Origin of the sequence: Neisseria sp. 74A18 (genome assembly GCF_001308005.1) — a bacterium.
Taxonomy (GTDB): domain Bacteria; phylum Pseudomonadota; class Gammaproteobacteria; order Burkholderiales; family Neisseriaceae; genus Neisseria; species Neisseria dumasiana.
In genome coordinates this window covers 37,942-53,474 of sequence record NZ_LGZA01000002.1, presented here as the reverse complement: position 1 = coordinate 53,474, position 15,533 = coordinate 37,942, and the positions used below count along the sequence as shown (strand labels likewise).

General features: G+C 51.0%; 14 protein-coding genes and 1 pseudogene. 8 read left to right on the top strand and 7 right to left on the bottom strand.

The window, feature by feature from the left end:
- Nucleotides 1-65: 65 nt before the first annotated feature.
- Both AKG43_RS01125 and amgK read right to left on the bottom strand, forming a co-directional pair.
- On the bottom strand, nucleotides 66-350 hold the full coding sequence (locus AKG43_RS01125; RefSeq protein ID WP_054598739.1) for a hypothetical protein: 285 nt from the start codon (nucleotides 348-350) through the stop codon (nucleotides 66-68).
- 265 nt (nucleotides 351-615) lie between these two features.
- Nucleotides 616-1,620 carry an N-acetylmuramate/N-acetylglucosamine kinase AmgK gene (gene amgK, locus AKG43_RS01120; RefSeq protein ID WP_054598738.1) on the bottom strand — a complete coding sequence of 335 codons (1,005 nt, stop codon included), beginning with the start codon at nucleotides 1,618-1,620 and terminating at the stop codon, nucleotides 616-618.
- 70 nt (nucleotides 1,621-1,690) lie between these two features.
- On the opposite strand from amgK, the gene AKG43_RS01115 reads away from it, so the two are divergent.
- The 4 genes from AKG43_RS01115 to serB all read left to right on the top strand — a co-directional run bounded on the left by AKG43_RS01115 (nucleotide 1,691) and on the right by serB (nucleotide 7,277).
- Nucleotides 1,691-4,021 (top strand): LPS-assembly protein LptD, encoded by a 2,331-nt coding sequence (locus AKG43_RS01115; RefSeq protein ID WP_054598737.1) that lies wholly within the window; start codon nucleotides 1,691-1,693, stop codon nucleotides 4,019-4,021.
- Entirely contained in the window at nucleotides 4,018-4,974 is a 957-nt protein-coding gene (locus AKG43_RS01110) for a peptidylprolyl isomerase (RefSeq protein ID WP_054598736.1), read from the top strand. The genes AKG43_RS01115 and AKG43_RS01110 overlap by 4 nt, the downstream gene beginning before the upstream one ends.
- Nucleotides 4,975-5,238: 264 nt before the next feature.
- Complete coding sequence (gene gap / locus AKG43_RS01105; protein WP_054598735.1) at nucleotides 5,239-6,267, top strand: type I glyceraldehyde-3-phosphate dehydrogenase; 1,029 nt, start codon at nucleotides 5,239-5,241, stop codon at nucleotides 6,265-6,267.
- A gap of 173 nt (nucleotides 6,268-6,440) precedes the next feature.
- Entirely contained in the window at nucleotides 6,441-7,277 is an 837-nt protein-coding gene (gene serB / locus AKG43_RS01100; RefSeq protein ID WP_054598734.1) for a phosphoserine phosphatase SerB, read from the top strand.
- Nucleotides 7,278-7,476: 199 nt separating this feature from the next.
- On the opposite strand, the gene folE2 is transcribed toward serB, so the two are convergent.
- On the bottom strand, nucleotides 7,477-8,250 hold the full coding sequence (gene folE2, locus AKG43_RS01095) for a GTP cyclohydrolase FolE2 (protein ID WP_054598733.1): 774 nt from the start codon (nucleotides 8,248-8,250) through the stop codon (nucleotides 7,477-7,479).
- Nucleotides 8,251-8,537: 287 nt separating this feature from the next.
- On the opposite strand from folE2, the gene AKG43_RS01090 reads away from it, so the two are divergent.
- From AKG43_RS01090 to AKG43_RS01085, 3 genes and pseudogenes are all read left to right on the top strand, one after another.
- Complete coding sequence (locus AKG43_RS01090) at nucleotides 8,538-9,695, top strand: PLP-dependent aspartate aminotransferase family protein (RefSeq protein WP_054598732.1); 1,158 nt, start codon at nucleotides 8,538-8,540, stop codon at nucleotides 9,693-9,695.
- A 47-nt stretch (nucleotides 9,696-9,742) separates the two neighbouring features.
- Nucleotides 9,743-9,939, top strand: a pseudogene (locus tag AKG43_RS13065) (DNA helicase UvrA); the annotation flags it as partial.
- A 41-nt stretch (nucleotides 9,940-9,980) separates the two neighbouring features.
- On the top strand, nucleotides 9,981-11,339 hold the full coding sequence (locus AKG43_RS01085; RefSeq protein WP_054598731.1) for a hypothetical protein: 1,359 nt from the start codon (nucleotides 9,981-9,983) through the stop codon (nucleotides 11,337-11,339).
- Nucleotides 11,340-11,885: 546 nt separating this feature from the next.
- Here the strand turns inward: AKG43_RS01085 and AKG43_RS01080 are convergent.
- The 4 genes from AKG43_RS01080 to AKG43_RS01065 form a co-directional block, all read right to left on the bottom strand.
- Nucleotides 11,886-12,533 carry an ABC transporter ATP-binding protein gene (locus tag AKG43_RS01080; RefSeq protein ID WP_054598730.1) on the bottom strand — a complete coding sequence of 216 codons (648 nt, stop codon included), beginning with the start codon at nucleotides 12,531-12,533 and terminating at the stop codon, nucleotides 11,886-11,888.
- On the bottom strand, nucleotides 12,533-13,207 hold the full coding sequence (modB, locus tag AKG43_RS01075; RefSeq protein WP_054598729.1) for a molybdate ABC transporter permease subunit: 675 nt from the start codon (nucleotides 13,205-13,207) through the stop codon (nucleotides 12,533-12,535). The genes AKG43_RS01080 and modB overlap by 1 nt, the downstream gene beginning before the upstream one ends.
- An 81-nt stretch (nucleotides 13,208-13,288) precedes the next feature.
- Nucleotides 13,289-14,038: a molybdate ABC transporter substrate-binding protein gene (gene modA, locus AKG43_RS01070; protein ID WP_054598728.1), complete on the bottom strand. Its 750-nt coding sequence runs from the start codon at nucleotides 14,036-14,038 to the stop codon at nucleotides 13,289-13,291.
- 135 nt (nucleotides 14,039-14,173) lie between these two features.
- The gene (locus AKG43_RS01065; protein ID WP_054598727.1) at nucleotides 14,174-14,494 is read right to left on the bottom strand and encodes a DUF2288 domain-containing protein; all 321 of its coding nucleotides are present in this window, start codon (nucleotides 14,492-14,494) and stop codon (nucleotides 14,174-14,176) included.
- A 305-nt stretch (nucleotides 14,495-14,799) separates the two neighbouring features.
- Here AKG43_RS01065 and AKG43_RS01055 point away from each other — a divergent pair, with 305 nt between their 5' ends.
- On the top strand, nucleotides 14,800-15,528 hold the full coding sequence (locus tag AKG43_RS01055; protein ID WP_054598726.1) for a metal ABC transporter ATP-binding protein: 729 nt from the start codon (nucleotides 14,800-14,802) through the stop codon (nucleotides 15,526-15,528).
- Nucleotides 15,529-15,533 lie beyond the last annotated feature (5 nt).

Below are 15,533 nucleotides of genomic sequence, written 5' to 3'. Positions count from 1 at the left end.
CCCATAACAAAACCGCCCTTTAAATCGTTTCGACTCAAAGGGCGGCTGATAAACGGCAAAACCAATTACTTACAGTTTACGCCTTGAATTTTCGGCGTATCGCCGTTGCCTACTTTAAATACGCATTTAGTTGAAGAGCTGCCCGAAATGGTCAGATTACCGCCGGACAGATTAAGGTTAACCGGCTCTTTCACGCCCATGCTCACGGCAGTAGAAGCGAGTTTTTGCACGTTGTCTTGTGTGTAAGATGTGTTATTGGATGCTACTTTGATTTCTTTGGCTGCATAAACATTTGCAGTCGCCAACAAAGCAGCGGCGGCATACAGGGCAAAGAATTTGGTTTTTTTCATGGATGTGTTTCCTTAATAATGGTGCAATACATGCACCGGTGTATGTAGAATAGGGGCAAATACCTTCTACTGCAAGTGTTGGGATTTTTTTTACCGAATAATGTTGTAAACCGATACATTTTCTTCACATTTTTAGCAGTTTAAAGCAACAAACTATTGTTTTTACATTATTCGTTCCATCAAAACATTTCAGACGGCCTCATCCATGCTTCGAGGCCGTCTGAATCATTCTTCACATAAACCTGCTATGTTCATACTTTATTAATTAAAAGGTATATCCGGTTTCCAATTCATCATCGCCTACCAGCTCCACCAACAAAGCATACAGCGGCGCCAAATCATGATAACGGCGGGTGGCGCGGCGCAGGTAATTTAAGAAACGCGGGATTTCGGGGCGGTATTTGTCTTTGCCGTCGCGATAATAAAGCCGCGCGAAGATACCGGCCACTTTCAGATGGCGTTGAACGCCTATCCATTCAAACCAGCGATAAAATTCGTCGAAATTTTCAGGTACGGGCAAACCGGCCGCACGCGCTTTTTCCCAGTAGCGGATCACCAAATCCAGCACAAATTCTTCTTCCCATTCGATAAACGCATCGCGCAGCAGCGATACCAAATCGTAAGAAATCGGGCCGTATAAAGCGTCTTGGAAATCCAGCACGCCAGGACGGTCTTTTTGCAGCATCAGGTTGCGGACGATGAAATCGCGATGCACATACACTTGCGGCTGAGCCAGCAATGGCGGCAGTAAAACGTCCACGGTTTGCTGCCAAAGCTGCTTTTGTTTGAAGTTCAAAGGCTTGCCCAGTTCTTTAGCCACAAACCATTCGGGGAACAGGTTAATTTCGCGCAGCATCACTTCGCGGTCATATTCGGGCAATACGCCGGCTTGACTGTTTTTCTGCAAAACAATCAGTTCGTCAATGGCTTCCAGCAGCAAGGCTTTATGGGCGATTTCGCTGGGTTCGTGCTGCATGGCGGTAAGAAACGTGGTGTTGCCCAAATCGTTCAACACCATAAAGCCTTTTGCTTCGTCAACATGCCGAACTTGCGGCACGTTAACCATATCGAACAGCTTTTGTACTTTCAAATAAGGCGCCACGCTCATCTTGTCGGGCGGTGCGTCCATACACACAACGGTTTGGCCGTCTGAAAATACGGCGCGGAAATAACGGCGGAAATCGGCATCGGCGGCGGCAAATTCCAGATTGAACGCCTGCTGCGGGTAAAGTGCTTCAAGCCAGTTTTTCAGTTCAGATTGTCGTTGCATAGTCGTTTTGTGTTTTTTCAGGTTACAATAGCCGCTATTCTAACTGGCAAAACCGATTTAAGGTGAGACTTTGGTTCGTTTATTTTCATTAAAACCGCTGGCTCTGGCACTGAGTGTCGGCTTCGGAGCAACTGCCGCCGCACAAGCCGCAGACGACTTGTCTCTGGGCAGCACCTGCCTGAACTGCTCGCCGGAAAAATTGCAGAAACATGCTCCTTCACATGCCGATCCTGCGATCAAGCGCAGCGGAGAAGCCCCCTTACCTACCGACTACACCCGCATTACCGCCGATAAAGTGGAAGGCCAAACCAATATAAAGGTTCGGGCCGAAGGCGATGTGATCATCGAGCGTAACGATCAGGTGCTCAATGCGCAGTGGGTGGATTACGACCAAACCAATGAAACCGTTACCGCCGGCGACCGTTTTGTGCTGTATCAAAACGGCTCCACCGTCAGCGGCAGCAATCTGCAATACAACCTTTCAGACGGCACCGGCGTTTCCCGTAATGCCCGATTGGAAGCGGAACATGACGGCCGCCGTCTGCAAAGCGTCAGCGAACAGGCGGAAATACAGGGCAACGGCCACTACAAACTCACCAATACGCGCTTCAACACATGCTCCCCCGGCGATGCCAGCTGGTTTATCAAAGCGCAAAGTATCGAAGCCGACCAAAGCAGCGGTATCGGCGTAGCCAAAAATGCTTCTTTGGTATTCGGCGGCGTGCCCATACTGTACACACCTTGGGTGGATTTCCCGCTCAACGGCAACCGCAAAAGCGGCCTGCTCGTGCCCAACCTGAGCATAGGTTCAGACGGCCTCGAGTTGGATCTCCCCTACTATATGAATCTCGCCCCCAACTACGATGCCACCATTGCACCCGGCTTTATCGCCCGACGCGGCGCACGTTTGGGCGGGCAATTCCGCTACCTGAACGAGCGTTTTGCCGGCACCGCCGAAGGCACTTGGATGCCGGACGACAAAAAAAGCGTGCACAACAACCGCTATCAGGTCAAACTCGACCACCGTCACCGCTTCAACGATCAACTGCGCGGCGGCGTGGAATACCATCAGGTTTCCGACAACGACTACTACCGCGACTTCTACGGCCGCGAAGACATTGCCCGCAATGTCAACCTCAACCGCCAAATCTGGCTGAACTACGACCGCGAATTGTGGGGAGGCCGTCTGAACAGCTATTTGGGCGCACAGAAATACCAAACCCTTGCCAATTCAGACGGCTATAAAGACGAGCCGTACAGCATCATGCCGCGCCTCTCAACCCATTGGGAGCACAATACCGGCAACGCACAAATCAACGTATTCGGCCAATTTACCCGTTTCGACCACGACACCAAACAATCGGGCAACCGCGTGGTACTCTACCCCGCTGTGAAATGGGACTTCCATAATTCATGGGGTTACATACGCCCCAAAATCGGCGTGCACAGCACTTATTACGATCTCGACAGCGCAGGCGGCCGTTCCGCACGCACCGTTTCACGCACCCTGCCCATTATCAATATCGACAGCGGCATAACCATGGAGCGCAACATTTCCCTCTGGAGCGACCGTTACCTGCAAACCCTGGAACCGCGCCTGTTTTACAACTACATCCCGTCCAAATCGCAAAACGACCTGCCCAACTTCGACGCTTCCGAAAACAGCTTTACCTACGCACAGCTGTTCCGTGAAAACCTTTACTCGGGCAACGACCGCATCAATTCGGCCAACAGCATCTCAGCCGCCGTACAAAGCCGCCTGCTCAACCCCGACAACGGTGCCGAGCTTTTCCGCGCGGGTATCGGGCAAAAATTTTATCTGAAAAACGATAACGTGCAGCCCGACGGCAGCATCGGCCGCTACACCCGCAACCGCTCCGACATCGTCGCCTTTGCCAACGGCAACGTAAGCGACAGCGTGCGCATAGATTTGGATGTGCACTACAACCAAAACGAAAAGCGTGCCGAAAGCTATTCCGCCGGCATCCGCTATAATCCGGCACCCGGAAAAACATTAAGTGCCCGCTACAAATACGGGCGCAACGAAAAAATTTATCTGCAAAGCAACGGCGAATACCACTACGACAAACTCAACCAGATAGATTTGGCCGCCCAATGGCCGGTTTCCCCCAATCTATACGCCATTGCCCGCTACAACTACGAAATCAAAGCCAAAAAACCGCTTGAAATGCTGGCGGGATTAGAATACAAAAGCGGCTGCGGCTGCTGGAGCGCCAGCATAGTCGGCCAACGCTATGTTACCGGCCTTCACAGCAAGAAAAATGCCGTCTTCTTCAATCTGCAACTGAAAGATTTAAGCAACATCGGCAGCAACCCATTCGAGAAACTCCGCTTGGCCATCCCCGGCTACAGCAAAACCAACGAGGTAGTCAAACCATGAATTTCAAAACCCTGATACTCGCTGCCGCCACCGGCCTGACCCTGCACACCGCCCAAGCAGCCGAAATCAGACAGGTTGACGGTATCGCCGCCGTTGCCGGCAACGAAGTCATCACCCACCGCGACGTGCGCCAAGGCATGGCCGAAGCCCGCAGCTTTCTCGGTAAAAACAATATTTCCGAAAACGAACTGCGCACACAGGTTTTACAACAACTGATCAATCAATCGCTGATAGTGCAGGCAGGCAAACGCCGTAATATTACCGCAAGCGAAGCCGAAATCGACAACGCCTTGGCCGACATCGCCCAATCGCGCAAAACCACCGTTGAAGGCCTGTATGCCCAAAACGCCAAAATCGGCGTGAGCAAAGCCGCCATGCGCCGCAGCATTGCCGACAGCATCATCACCCAAAAAGTACAGCAGCAAGCCGTGATGCAGCACACCCGCGTGAGCGATGCCGAAATAGACGCCTTTCTCCAACGTGCCGCCCAGCAAGGCGTTAACCTGCCCGAAGGCCAGCCGCTGCGCCAATACCGCACCCAACACATCCTGATTAAAGCCGACAGCGCAAATGCCGTTAAAGCTGCGGAAAGCAGCATCCGCAATATCCACAAACAAGCCCGAAGCGGCATAGATTTCTCCAGCTTGGCCCGCCAATATTCGCAAGACGGCAGCGCAAACAACGGCGGAGATTTGGGCTGGTTTTCAGACGGCCAGATGGTGCCTGAATTTGAAAATGCCGTACACGGTTTAACGCCCGGCCAAATCAGCCGCCCCGTCCGCACCCAGTTCGGCTGGCATATCATCAAACTCACCGATGTGCGGGATGCCGGCACGGCCGAAGAACGCCAACGCGAAGCGGTGCGCCAATACCTTGCCGGCCAAAAAGCGGAACAGGCAACGGCCAATCTTTTGAAAGACCTGCATCAAGGCTCGTATGTAGAAATCCGCTAAGCGGCCCGTCACACAAAGCGTCATATCGAAATACCCGACAGCTGCGACAGCTATCGGGTATTTTTATCTGCCGCCCCAACCCGACCGGCCAGCGCCAAAACCGCAGCCGAAATCCTTTTATTAACATCAAAACAAAATGTAGCCGCATGTAATTTAACCTTGACTACATCACACTACAACACGGTATAATTCTGCCTGTACGCAAGCCGCCGTTTCAGACGGCCTGTTTCTCCACATACCACTCAAACCACAAAGGAAACCAACATGGGCATTAAGATTGCCATTAACGGTTATGGCCGTATCGGACGTCAAGTATTACGCGCAATCTACGATTACAAATTGGACAAACAACTCGAAGTCGTGGCGGTAAACGCCAGCGGCAGTCTCGAAACCAATGCCCATCTAACCAAATTCGATACCGTACACGGCCGTTTCGATGCCGATGTTTCCCACGATGAAAACCACCTGATTATCAACGGCAAAAAAATCCCCTTCTTCTCCACCCGCAATCCCGCCGAGCTTCCGTGGGAGCTTTTAGGCGTTGACTTGGTGATGGAATGTACCGGCGCATTCACCAGCAAAGCCGCAGCCAAAGTACATTTGGAATCAGGCGCGAAAAAAGTGCTGATTTCCGCCCCCGCCGATGAAGACGTGGACGCCACCGTGGTATATGGCGTCAACCACGACGTGCTGACCCCCGAAATGACTGTCGTATCCAACGCTTCATGCACCACCAACTGCTTGGCACCCGTTGCCAAAGCCCTGCACGAAGGCATCGGCATCAACAAGGGCCTGATGACTACCATCCACGCCCTTACCAACGACCAAACCGTTACCGACGTGCGCCATAAAGACTTGCGCCGCGCCCGCAGCGGTGTGGAAAACATGATTCCGACCAAAACCGGTGCCGCCAAAGCCGTGGGCTTGGTATTGCCCGAGCTGAAAGGCCGCTTGGACGGCTTGGCCATCCGCGTGCCGACCGTAAACGTTTCATTGGTTGACTTAAGCTTTGAAGCCGCCCGCGACACCACCGTGGAAGAAATCAACAGCATCCTGAAAGCCGCATCCGAAAACGAAATGAAAGGCGTATTAGGCTACAACACCCTGCCTTTGGTTTCTATGGACTTCAACCACACCACCCAAGCCAGCAACTTCGACAGCACACTGACCAAAGTAACCGCCGGCAATATGGTAAAAGTCTTCTCTTGGTACGATAACGAATGGGGCTTCAGCTGCCAGATGCTCAACACCGCCCGCGCCATGTTCGGTTTGGAAGTAACGCCGTTCAAATAATCTAAAACCCGGCTGTATGACGAGGCCGTCTGAATCATTTTATTCAGACGGCCTCATCTCATGACCCACCCCATTTAAGCCAACATCCGCAATTTCAGTCTCCATACTTTTCAGACGGCCCCAAGCAATTTCTTTTATAATCCTGCATCTTTGATACGACTTTCCACTTCACCATGCAACGCGTACTCATTCTCCAGCATCCGTCTCTCAACCAATGCAACCTAAACGTTTTAAACGGGCTCAATCTGCCTGAAGCAACACCATCTGGCCGCACCCTGCGGATTCCCGTGGCAGATGATTTCCAAGTCAGCGAAACCCTTTCACACGCGCTGCAAGAGCAGTCTATCGATTATGCCGTGCTGCCCGATATGGCGTTTTCCGATTTGGGCTTGATTGTGAGCGACATGGATTCGACGCTGATTACCATCGAATGCGTGGACGAAATCGCCGCCGGAGTCGGCCTGAAAGAACAAGTTACCGAGATTACCGAGCAAGCCATGCGCGGCGAATTGGATTTCGAACAATCGCTGCGCCGCCGTGTTGCCCTGCTCGAAGGCTTGGACGAGCAAGTGTTGCAACAAGTGTACGACAACATCTTGCAGCTTTCGCCCGGAGCCGAATACCTGCTGAACGAATGCAAAAAACACGGTGTGAAATTTATGCTCGTTTCGGGTGGTTTTACATTCTTTACCGAACGGCTGCAACAGCGGCTCGGCTTTGAATACCAACACGCCAATGTGCTGGAAATTTCAGACGGCAAGCTCACCGGCAAACTCGTCGGCAAAATTGTCGACGCCCAAACCAAAGCCGATCTGCTGGCCGAATGCCGCGCCAAACTCGGCCTGCAACCGCATCAGGTATTGGCCATGGGCGACGGAGCCAACGATATTCCGATGCTGCTTGAGGCCGGTATCGGGATTGCCTACCGTGCCAAGCCCAAAGCACAGGCACATGCCGATGCCTGTATCCGCTTCGGCGGTTTGGAAGCCGTGCGCGGCTGGTTCCGTTAATCGGTATCTTCAATCCGGCACCATATACAACAAAGCCGTCTGAAAACCTTTTTCAGACGGCTTTGTGTTCACTTGGGGCAGATGCCCGTCAATTTGTTACAGCCAATCCACTTAAGTTGAATAACAAAACCGTCATACCCGGGTCAAGCCCGAATATGACGGATATCCTATTTTTAAGTTGATTGACTATATATCCCGCTTAAGGATAAGCAATATAGGCATACGCCGAATGATTGTGGATAGATTCGAAGTTTTCGCTTTCCACCACAAACCCGCACACGCGGCCGTCGGCGATCAGGCGGGTGGCGACATCGCGCACCATGTCTTCCACAAATTTCGGGTTTTCATACGCCTGCTCGGTAACATATTTTTCGTCGGGGCGTTTGAGCAAACCGTAAAGCTGGCACGAGGCCTGCGATTCCACGCAATCGATTACTTCTTCGATACCGATTTCGCTGCTGCAAGTGAGTGTTACGGTAACATGCGAACGCTGGTTGTGCGCACCGTATTGGGAAATTTCTTTGGAACACGGGCACAGGCTGGTTACCGGCACCAACACTTTCAGGGTGTGGCTGTATTCGCCGTTTTTGATTTCGCCGGTAAGCGTAACGTCGTAATCCAAAAGCGACTGAATGCCGGAAATCGGCGCGGTTTTCTTGCGGAAAAAGGGAAACGACACGCTGATTTTGCCGGAATGCGAATCCAGCAGCGAAACCATTTCTTCCACCAAATGTTTCAAACGCTCGAAGCTCAACGCCTCGGTTTGACGCTCCATCAACGCCACAAAGCGCGACATGTGCGTGCCTTTTTGGTCGGCCGGCAGATATACCGTCATGGTCAAGCGGGCAACGGTGGCCTGCGTGCCTTCGGCGGTGTTGAGTGTGATGGGGAAACGTAAGTCTTTAATGCCGACCTGATTGATCGGCAGATTGCGTAAATCTCGGGTGGACTGCACGTCTGCAATAGCGTTCATGCTGTTAAATTCCTTAAAATCTAATCGGGCTGGGAAGCCCTATGTGTGTGCTGCGGCTCAAAATACAAGGCCGCTACTTTTATAAAATATATCTGCTTCAAACAGGCCGTCTGAAAACAGCCTTCAGACGGCCTTCAAACACTTTTGCCGAATGCCGCCGTCTGCTGCAAATGCGAGATTATATCACTTAGCCCCCTGCCGGGCATTGATTGTTTCTATTTTTCGGATAGTGATAAAATTCCCCATCTTTTTATCTGCTTACCCAACACCATCCGAAAGAGCCAACCATGAAATTCGCCACCGAAGCCATCCACAGCAGCTACGATCCCGACGACCACAACCGCGCGATTATGCCGCCGATTTATCAAAACAGTATGTTTCAGATGAAAGAAATCGGCGAACACATCCCCTTCCGCTATGCCCGCTTGAGCAACCCCACCCGCGAAGTGCTGGAAAACACCGTGGCCGCGCTGGAACACGGCGCGGCGGGCTTCGCGTTCGGCAGCGGCATGGCCGGCATCGACTGCGTGTACCGCACTTTTCTGCGCCCGGGCGACACCATCGTAGCCGTCAGCGATATTTACGGCGGCAGCTACGACCTGCTGACGGAAGTGTATGCAGAATGGGGCGTGAACGTCGTGTTTGCAGACTTGGCCGACCCCGCCAATCTCGACCGCGCGCTGGCCGAACACACCAACGTGAAAATGGTATGGCTGGAAACCCCGTCCAACCCCCTGCTGCGCTTGGTGGATATTCAAACTCTGGCCGCAAAAGCCAAAACCGCCGGAGCCTTGGTCGGCATCGACAACACCTTTGCCACGCCCTATCTGCAAAATCCGCTCGATATGGGCTGCGACATCGTGTTCCACTCCGCCACCAAATACCTGTGCGGCCACTCCGACGTATTAATGGGTGTGGTGGTCGTCAAAACCGAAGAATTGGCGCGGCCGATGCGTAAAACCATGGTCAACACCGGCGGCGTGGCGGGGCCGATGGATTGTGCGCTGGTGCTGCGCGGCATCAAAACGCTGGCGCTGCGTATGCGCCAACATTGCGAAAACGCTTTGGAACTGGCCAAACGGCTGGAACAACACCCCGCCGTCGACAAAGTGTTTTACCCCGGCCTGCCCTCCCACGAACATCACGAACTGGCGAAAAAGCAGATGCGCGGCTTCGGCGGCGTGGTTACGGTTTGGCTGAAAAACGACAGCAAAGAAGCCGCCAACAGCTTGATTAAAAACATGAAACTGGTTCAGATGGCCTCCAGCCTCGGCGGCGTGGAAAGCTTGGTAAACCACTGCTATTCACAATCGCACAGCGGCGTGCCGCACGACATCAAAACCGCCGCCGGCATTAAAATCGGCTTGTTGCGCTTCTCCGTGGGCGTGGAAGATATCGACGATATTTGGGCAGACATCTCCGCCGCGTTGGATACCACGGTTTAATAACCTGCCGATCTGTATAAAACTTCTCGTGTATGTATAAAGATTGAGGCCGTCTGAAAGGTAAAGGTAACTCGATTGTGATTATCGAGCATAATCTTGATGTGATTAAGACTGCGGATTATATTGTCGACTTGGGGTCGGAAGGTGGTGATGGCGGGAGGGGATTATTGCTAAGGGTTCGCCGGAGGAAGTGGTTAAGGTTGAGGGGAGTTATACAGGGAGGTATTTGAGGAATATAATTTAGTTTTGACCCATGACTTAATAACTTCAAGAGTAGAAAATTACATGAAAAACAATGAAATAGAAAAAATAACTTCTTCACTTAATAGTCTTATTGAAGCTATTCTAGAAAAACAATCAAATTTTAATAAAACTTTTCTAAATCAGCGTTCGGGATATGATAGATATCCATGTATTACATTGGAAGATTTAGCAGATATTCCTAGAAATATCCTCAATAAAATTGAGCATAGGCCATATGAATTCGATGATCACATTCTACAAAATATAGAGTATGTTGCGGAAAGAATAGATGAAAGTAAAAGTTTATTAATAAAGGCATTAGATAGTTACTCATACATTGAATATCTATATTCATTTATTATTACATTAACTTGGGTAGATAAATTTTTACACCAAAGCTTAGAGTGGGAAAATTTACCTGAAAATACAATGCCTGCAAGTCTTCGCTCTAGATTAGCAACACAAAAACGAAGTATTACTAACTTAGAAAAATCCAGTGTAGGCTTAAACGAAAAAGTTAAACAAATAAATAGTGCTTATGAAACTGCCAAAAATTTACCTATTGTACAAGATGACTTGCAAGAAGCGATTGAAAAAGTAAGACTTTCTAGTGATGAAATTGATAGATTGCACCAAGAACAGACAAGTAAATCTAATAAGTTTTCCGATCAAATTTTGCTTACTGAAAACAAAGGAAAAGAAAGATTAGACCAAATAGAAGAGTACAAGAAAAAAATAGAACATCTCTATAATGAATGCGAAGAGTTGAAAAATAAATCAGCACAAGCTTACAGTATCACAAATAGTAATGGACTTGCAGGTTCATTTAAAGAAAGAGCTAAAAAATTAAGCACAGCTTCAAATTGCTGGGTAGCTGGTTTAATCTTATCCTTATTTGCCTTATGGTGGATTGGAAGCAATCAAGTTGAAAAGCTTCAAAGCTTATATACATCTGAAAATGTTAAGAATATTTCAATAGTATTGCAATCAATTACTGCTCTCTTAAGTATTACAGCACCTTTATGGTTTGCATGGCTTTCTACCAGCCAAATACATAAATTATTCAAATTATCAGAGGATTATGGATTTAAATCATCTGTTAGCCAAAGCTATGAAGGATATCGTAAAGAGACTGCTGATATATCTGAAGAGCTATTGAAAGATTTGATGAATTCTTTATTACGAATTATGAATGATGAACCCTTAAGATTAGTAAAAGACGATACTAATGCAACTACTCCATATTCAGACATTCTAAATCAATTTAGACAAAAAAAAGAAAAAGACTCTGATAAAGAGCATAGCAAATCGAAAGGTATTATTTCTAATAAAGATAACATCATAACAGATGAGAAAATCTTAGATGAAGAAATTCTGGATGATTACCAAGAGAGCTCGTAATAAGTTAGATCATAAGTAAACCGTATCACCTGCATAAAACCTAAATCCTATGTGTAGGGTGTGTACCCTGAAGGGCATAAATACAATACGCACTCATGCGTTGTTCGGGCTTCTGGTTCTCATGCCGTCTGAAACTCTCTTTTCAGACGGCATTGTTTTGAACATAAATAATGTGGCGTGATTTTAAAATCTTAACGGCTGATATGCGCTGTTCCATTCAAAACCGCGTGCGTGGCTGCGCCACACACCCTACCGATAATTTTACGTTTGCTGTTTCAAACGTAGCCAGCCGTAGGTCGGATACTCGTATCCGACAAAACCAATTTAAAGCTGCCTGAAATATTTTTCTTTACAGCACATTCTCTATTTGTCATTTGTCGGATTCAAGAATCCGACCTACATTTGAACAATCTTAGCAAGTGTAACCTACATAAAACCTAGACCCCATGCTTAAGATGTGTGCGGTACGCACACGCTATTCGGGATTCTGTTCCCATGCCGTCTGAAACGGGCATAGCGGTTCAAATAAAGCCTAAATCCGAATCCTTATTCCTTCGCCAAACGGCCATTCTCCATACGCCAAATTTCATCTGCGAGGCTGTCGGCATCGGCTTGGTCGTGGGTAATCAGAATCATCGGCACGCCGCTGTTTTGCTGTAATTGCAGCAGTTCGGCGCGGGTGTGCCGGCGCAAATCGGTGTCGAGAGCGGAAAACGGTTCGTCGAGCAACAGCAGTTTGGGGCGGGTAATCAAGGTGCGTGCCAATGCGGTGCGCTGTTTTTGGCCACCTGAAATGTGGTGCGGATAATGATAGGCAACGGCTTCGAGCTGCAATAGTTCCAGCCAATATTGCACGTTTTCAGACGGCCTTTTCGGCGGATTGAACCATCCCCGCTTCAAACCGAACGCGATGTTTTGCGCTACCGTCAGATGCGGAAACAGTGCGTAATCCTGAAACATCAGCCCTGCCCTGCGTTCGCGCGCGGGCACATAAAGGCGGTTGTCGAACCACGTTTCGCCGTTTACCCTGATATGGCCTGCATCGGGCTTGAGCAAACCGGCAATCATTTGAAGGGTAAGGCTTTTTCCCGAACCCGACGCGCCGATCAACACCAGCTTTTGCGCGTCCGACTGCAAGCGCACGTCCAATTCAAACGACGGCAGTTTTTTGCGGATTTCGATGTCGAACAGCATCATTTTCTCCCGTCGCGCGCGCGGGCGAGATGGCCGACACTCAGCAAAATCACGATGCACACTGCCGAAATCAAAACCACCAAGCTGTTTGCCAGCGCATCTTCTCCGGCCTGAACGGCTTCGTACACGGCAATCGACAGCGTTTGCGTTTGGCCGGGAATGCTGCCCGCAATCATCAGTGTGGCACCGAATTCGCCCAAAGCGCGGGCAAACGCCAGCAGCACGCCTGCGAGAATGCCGCGCCACGCCAAAGGCAGGCTCACGCGGAAAAACACGGCGGCGCCATGCAAACCCGAAATCCGCGCGGCCTGCTCAAGCTGCGGATTCACGCTTTCAAACGCGGCGCGCGCGGGCTTGAACACCAAAGGAAACGTAACCACGGTAGCGGCAATCACCGCCCCTTGCCAAGTGAAAATCAGGTTGATGTTGAACGTGTCTTTCAGCCAGCCGCCCAACGCGCTGTTGCGCCCCAGCAGCACCAGCAGGTAATAGCCCAGCACGGTCGGCGGCATCACCATCGGCAGGGTCAGCACGCTGTCGAGCAGGTTGCGCCCGATAAAACGGCTGTGCGCCAAAGCATAGCCTGCGGCGGTGCCGAGGACGATGTTCAGCAAAGTGGCCAGCCCGGCTACTTTCAGAGACAGCAGTAAGGTTACGGATACGGCTTCAGGCATGGTGGGCGGAATATTTGAACAGAGGTATCACAATATCGAGGCCGTCTGAACAATGTTTCAGACGGCCTCGCTAGGCGTATTTTAAGGTTTCTGAAAACCGTAGCGGTTCAACACCGCTTGGCCCTGCGCCGACAGCACATATTGCACAAAGCGTTTGGCTTCGGCCTGTGCCGCGCTTTGTTTGGTAACTGCAATCGGATAAGACACGGGCTTGTCGGTGGGCACTTGTTTCAACACTTTTACTTTGTCTTTCATCAACGCCGCATCGGTGTTGTATACAAAACCGGCATCCACTTCGCCGCGCGCCACATAATCGAGCGACTGGCGCACATGCTGGGTGTTGATAATCTTAGGTTGCAGCGTTTGCCACACGCCGGCTTTTTCCAACGCGGCTTTGGCATACCGCCCTACCGGCACGCTGGCGGGATTGCTCACGGCAATGCGCTCGAAGCGGCTGTGTGTCAAATCTTTCAGGCTGTTCATGCTTGATTTTCCGGCAACAGGCGCGGCAATCACCAACGCATTTTTGGCGAAATTGCGGCGGGTTTTCTCATCAATCACGCCTTGCCCGGCGGCCTTATCCATCGTTTCCTGATCGGCAAAAGCCAACACGTCCACCGGTGCGCCCTGCAACACCTGTTGGAGCAGCGTGCCCGAACCGGCGGTGTTGAGCTTGATTTTGCTGTGCGGATACTGTTTTTCGTATTGCGCGGCAATGTCTTTAAACGCATTGCTCAGGCTGGCGGCGGCGGAAACGGTGATTTCTTCGGCCACTGCAAAAGGCGAAGCGGCAACCAACATGGCGGCCGTCAGGCAACTAAACGGTTTCATCGGGCTTTTCTCACTTTTAGATAATCATGCGGTTATTGTTTGTACGCCTTAGAGCATGTTCGTGCCGCGCGGATTCATTCCGCAGGCATGGGCATTATAGGGCATATGCGGCGGGCGGGATTTAATCCGCCGGTATTAGTTCTTTCGGCCGGCCGGTTCGCCGTCGGCACAAGGCTGCACCAACACCCACGGTGCCACCACCACTGCCCACATTTGCTGATTGTCGGCAAGAAAACGGCGCGCCTGTTCTTCGCTAACCAAGCCGAACAGGCCGTTTTGCATCAGTTTGCCTAATCCTTCGGCATTATCTTCGGCCATCATGCGGGCGGTTTCGATGAGGTCGAGTTCGGCACTCACATACACCGCAGCGCCGCGTGCAAAATGGGTTTGGAGTTCATGCCACGAAATACGGGCGGTTTCGAGATTGAGTTTGTCGTTGAGCAGATGGTCGGGCATTGTCTGTTTTCCGTCGAGATAATAAAGGCGGTATTGTAGCCGATGGCCAGCCGTGCGCGCACGCCGCCCCGTCTTTTTGAAACGGCTTTGCGCATCTTACTGTTTTACAATAATAATGTTATACAGTATCATGCAGCGTTTTCAGTTTTTCAGACGGCCTCCCGCTTTTTTTGAGTTTTAGGCCGTCTGAACCGTTTGGCACAATACATGAATTCGATTTTACTGACCGGCCTCTTTCAGCGCCTGCTGCTTGCCCTTGCCGCACTGGCGCTGCTGTGGGGCGTTTATTTTTGGGCGACGGCAACATGAGTATCACGCTAGAAAACCTTACCGTCAGCTACCGCCGCCGCCCTGCGGTACACCATCTGAATGCCGAATTTGCCGAAGGCTGCATGTGCGCCGTTTTCGGCCCCAACGGTGCGGGCAAATCCACGCTGCTCAAAGCCGTGATGGGTCTGCTCAAAACCGACACCGGCTCGGTGCATACGCACGGTTTGGAGAGAAAAGACATCGCCTATCTGCCGCAGCAGTCCGACGTTGACCGCAGCCAGCCCATCAGTGTGTTCGAACTCACGGCTATGGGGCTGTGGTATGAAATCGGCTTTTTCGGGCGCGTGAACGCACAGCAGCGCGAGCGGGTGATGCAGGCTTTGGAACGTGTGGATATGGCCGATTTCGCCCACCGCCAGATTGCCCACCTTTCCAACGGCCAGTTTCAGCGCGTATTGTTTGCGCGCATGTTGGCGCAGAACGCCAAATTCCTGCTGCTCGACGAACCGTTCAACGCCGTGGACGCACGCACTACTTACGCCCTGCTCGACGTTTTGCGCGGCTGCCACCGCGAAGGCCAGTCGATTGTGGCGGTGCTGCACGATTATGAACAGGTGCGGGCGTATTTTCCTCAAACCCTGTTGGTTGCCCGCCGCAAAATCGCCCAAGGCGCAACCGAAACGGTGCTTACCGACACTTATCTGCAAGAAGCCAACGCCGCCATGCAGCGGCACGAATCGGAAGAATGGTGCGAAACCGTCTGATTTTC

Coding starts and splice junctions, on each gene's coding strand:
- AKG43_RS01125 (WP_054598739.1), bottom strand. CDS start 350: ATGAAAAAAACCAAATTCTTTGCCCTGTATGCCGCCGCTGCTTTGTTG.
- amgK (WP_054598738.1), bottom strand. CDS start 1,620: ATGCAACGACAATCTGAACTGAAAAACTGGCTTGAAGCACTTTACCCG.
- AKG43_RS01110 (WP_054598736.1), top strand. CDS start 4,018: ATGAATTTCAAAACCCTGATACTCGCTGCCGCCACCGGCCTGACCCTG.
- gap (WP_054598735.1), top strand. CDS start 5,239: ATGGGCATTAAGATTGCCATTAACGGTTATGGCCGTATCGGACGTCAA.
- serB (WP_054598734.1), top strand. CDS start 6,441: ATGCAACGCGTACTCATTCTCCAGCATCCGTCTCTCAACCAATGCAAC.
- folE2 (WP_054598733.1), bottom strand. CDS start 8,250: ATGAACGCTATTGCAGACGTGCAGTCCACCCGAGATTTACGCAATCTG.
- AKG43_RS01090 (WP_054598732.1), top strand. CDS start 8,538: ATGAAATTCGCCACCGAAGCCATCCACAGCAGCTACGATCCCGACGAC.
- AKG43_RS01085 (WP_054598731.1), top strand. CDS start 9,981: ATGAAAAACAATGAAATAGAAAAAATAACTTCTTCACTTAATAGTCTT.
- AKG43_RS01080 (WP_054598730.1), bottom strand. CDS start 12,533: ATGCTGTTCGACATCGAAATCCGCAAAAAACTGCCGTCGTTTGAATTG.
- modB (WP_054598729.1), bottom strand. CDS start 13,207: ATGCCTGAAGCCGTATCCGTAACCTTACTGCTGTCTCTGAAAGTAGCC.
- modA (WP_054598728.1), bottom strand. CDS start 14,038: ATGAAACCGTTTAGTTGCCTGACGGCCGCCATGTTGGTTGCCGCTTCG.
- AKG43_RS01065 (WP_054598727.1), bottom strand. CDS start 14,494: ATGCCCGACCATCTGCTCAACGACAAACTCAATCTCGAAACCGCCCGT.
- AKG43_RS01055 (WP_054598726.1), top strand. CDS start 14,800: ATGAGTATCACGCTAGAAAACCTTACCGTCAGCTACCGCCGCCGCCCT.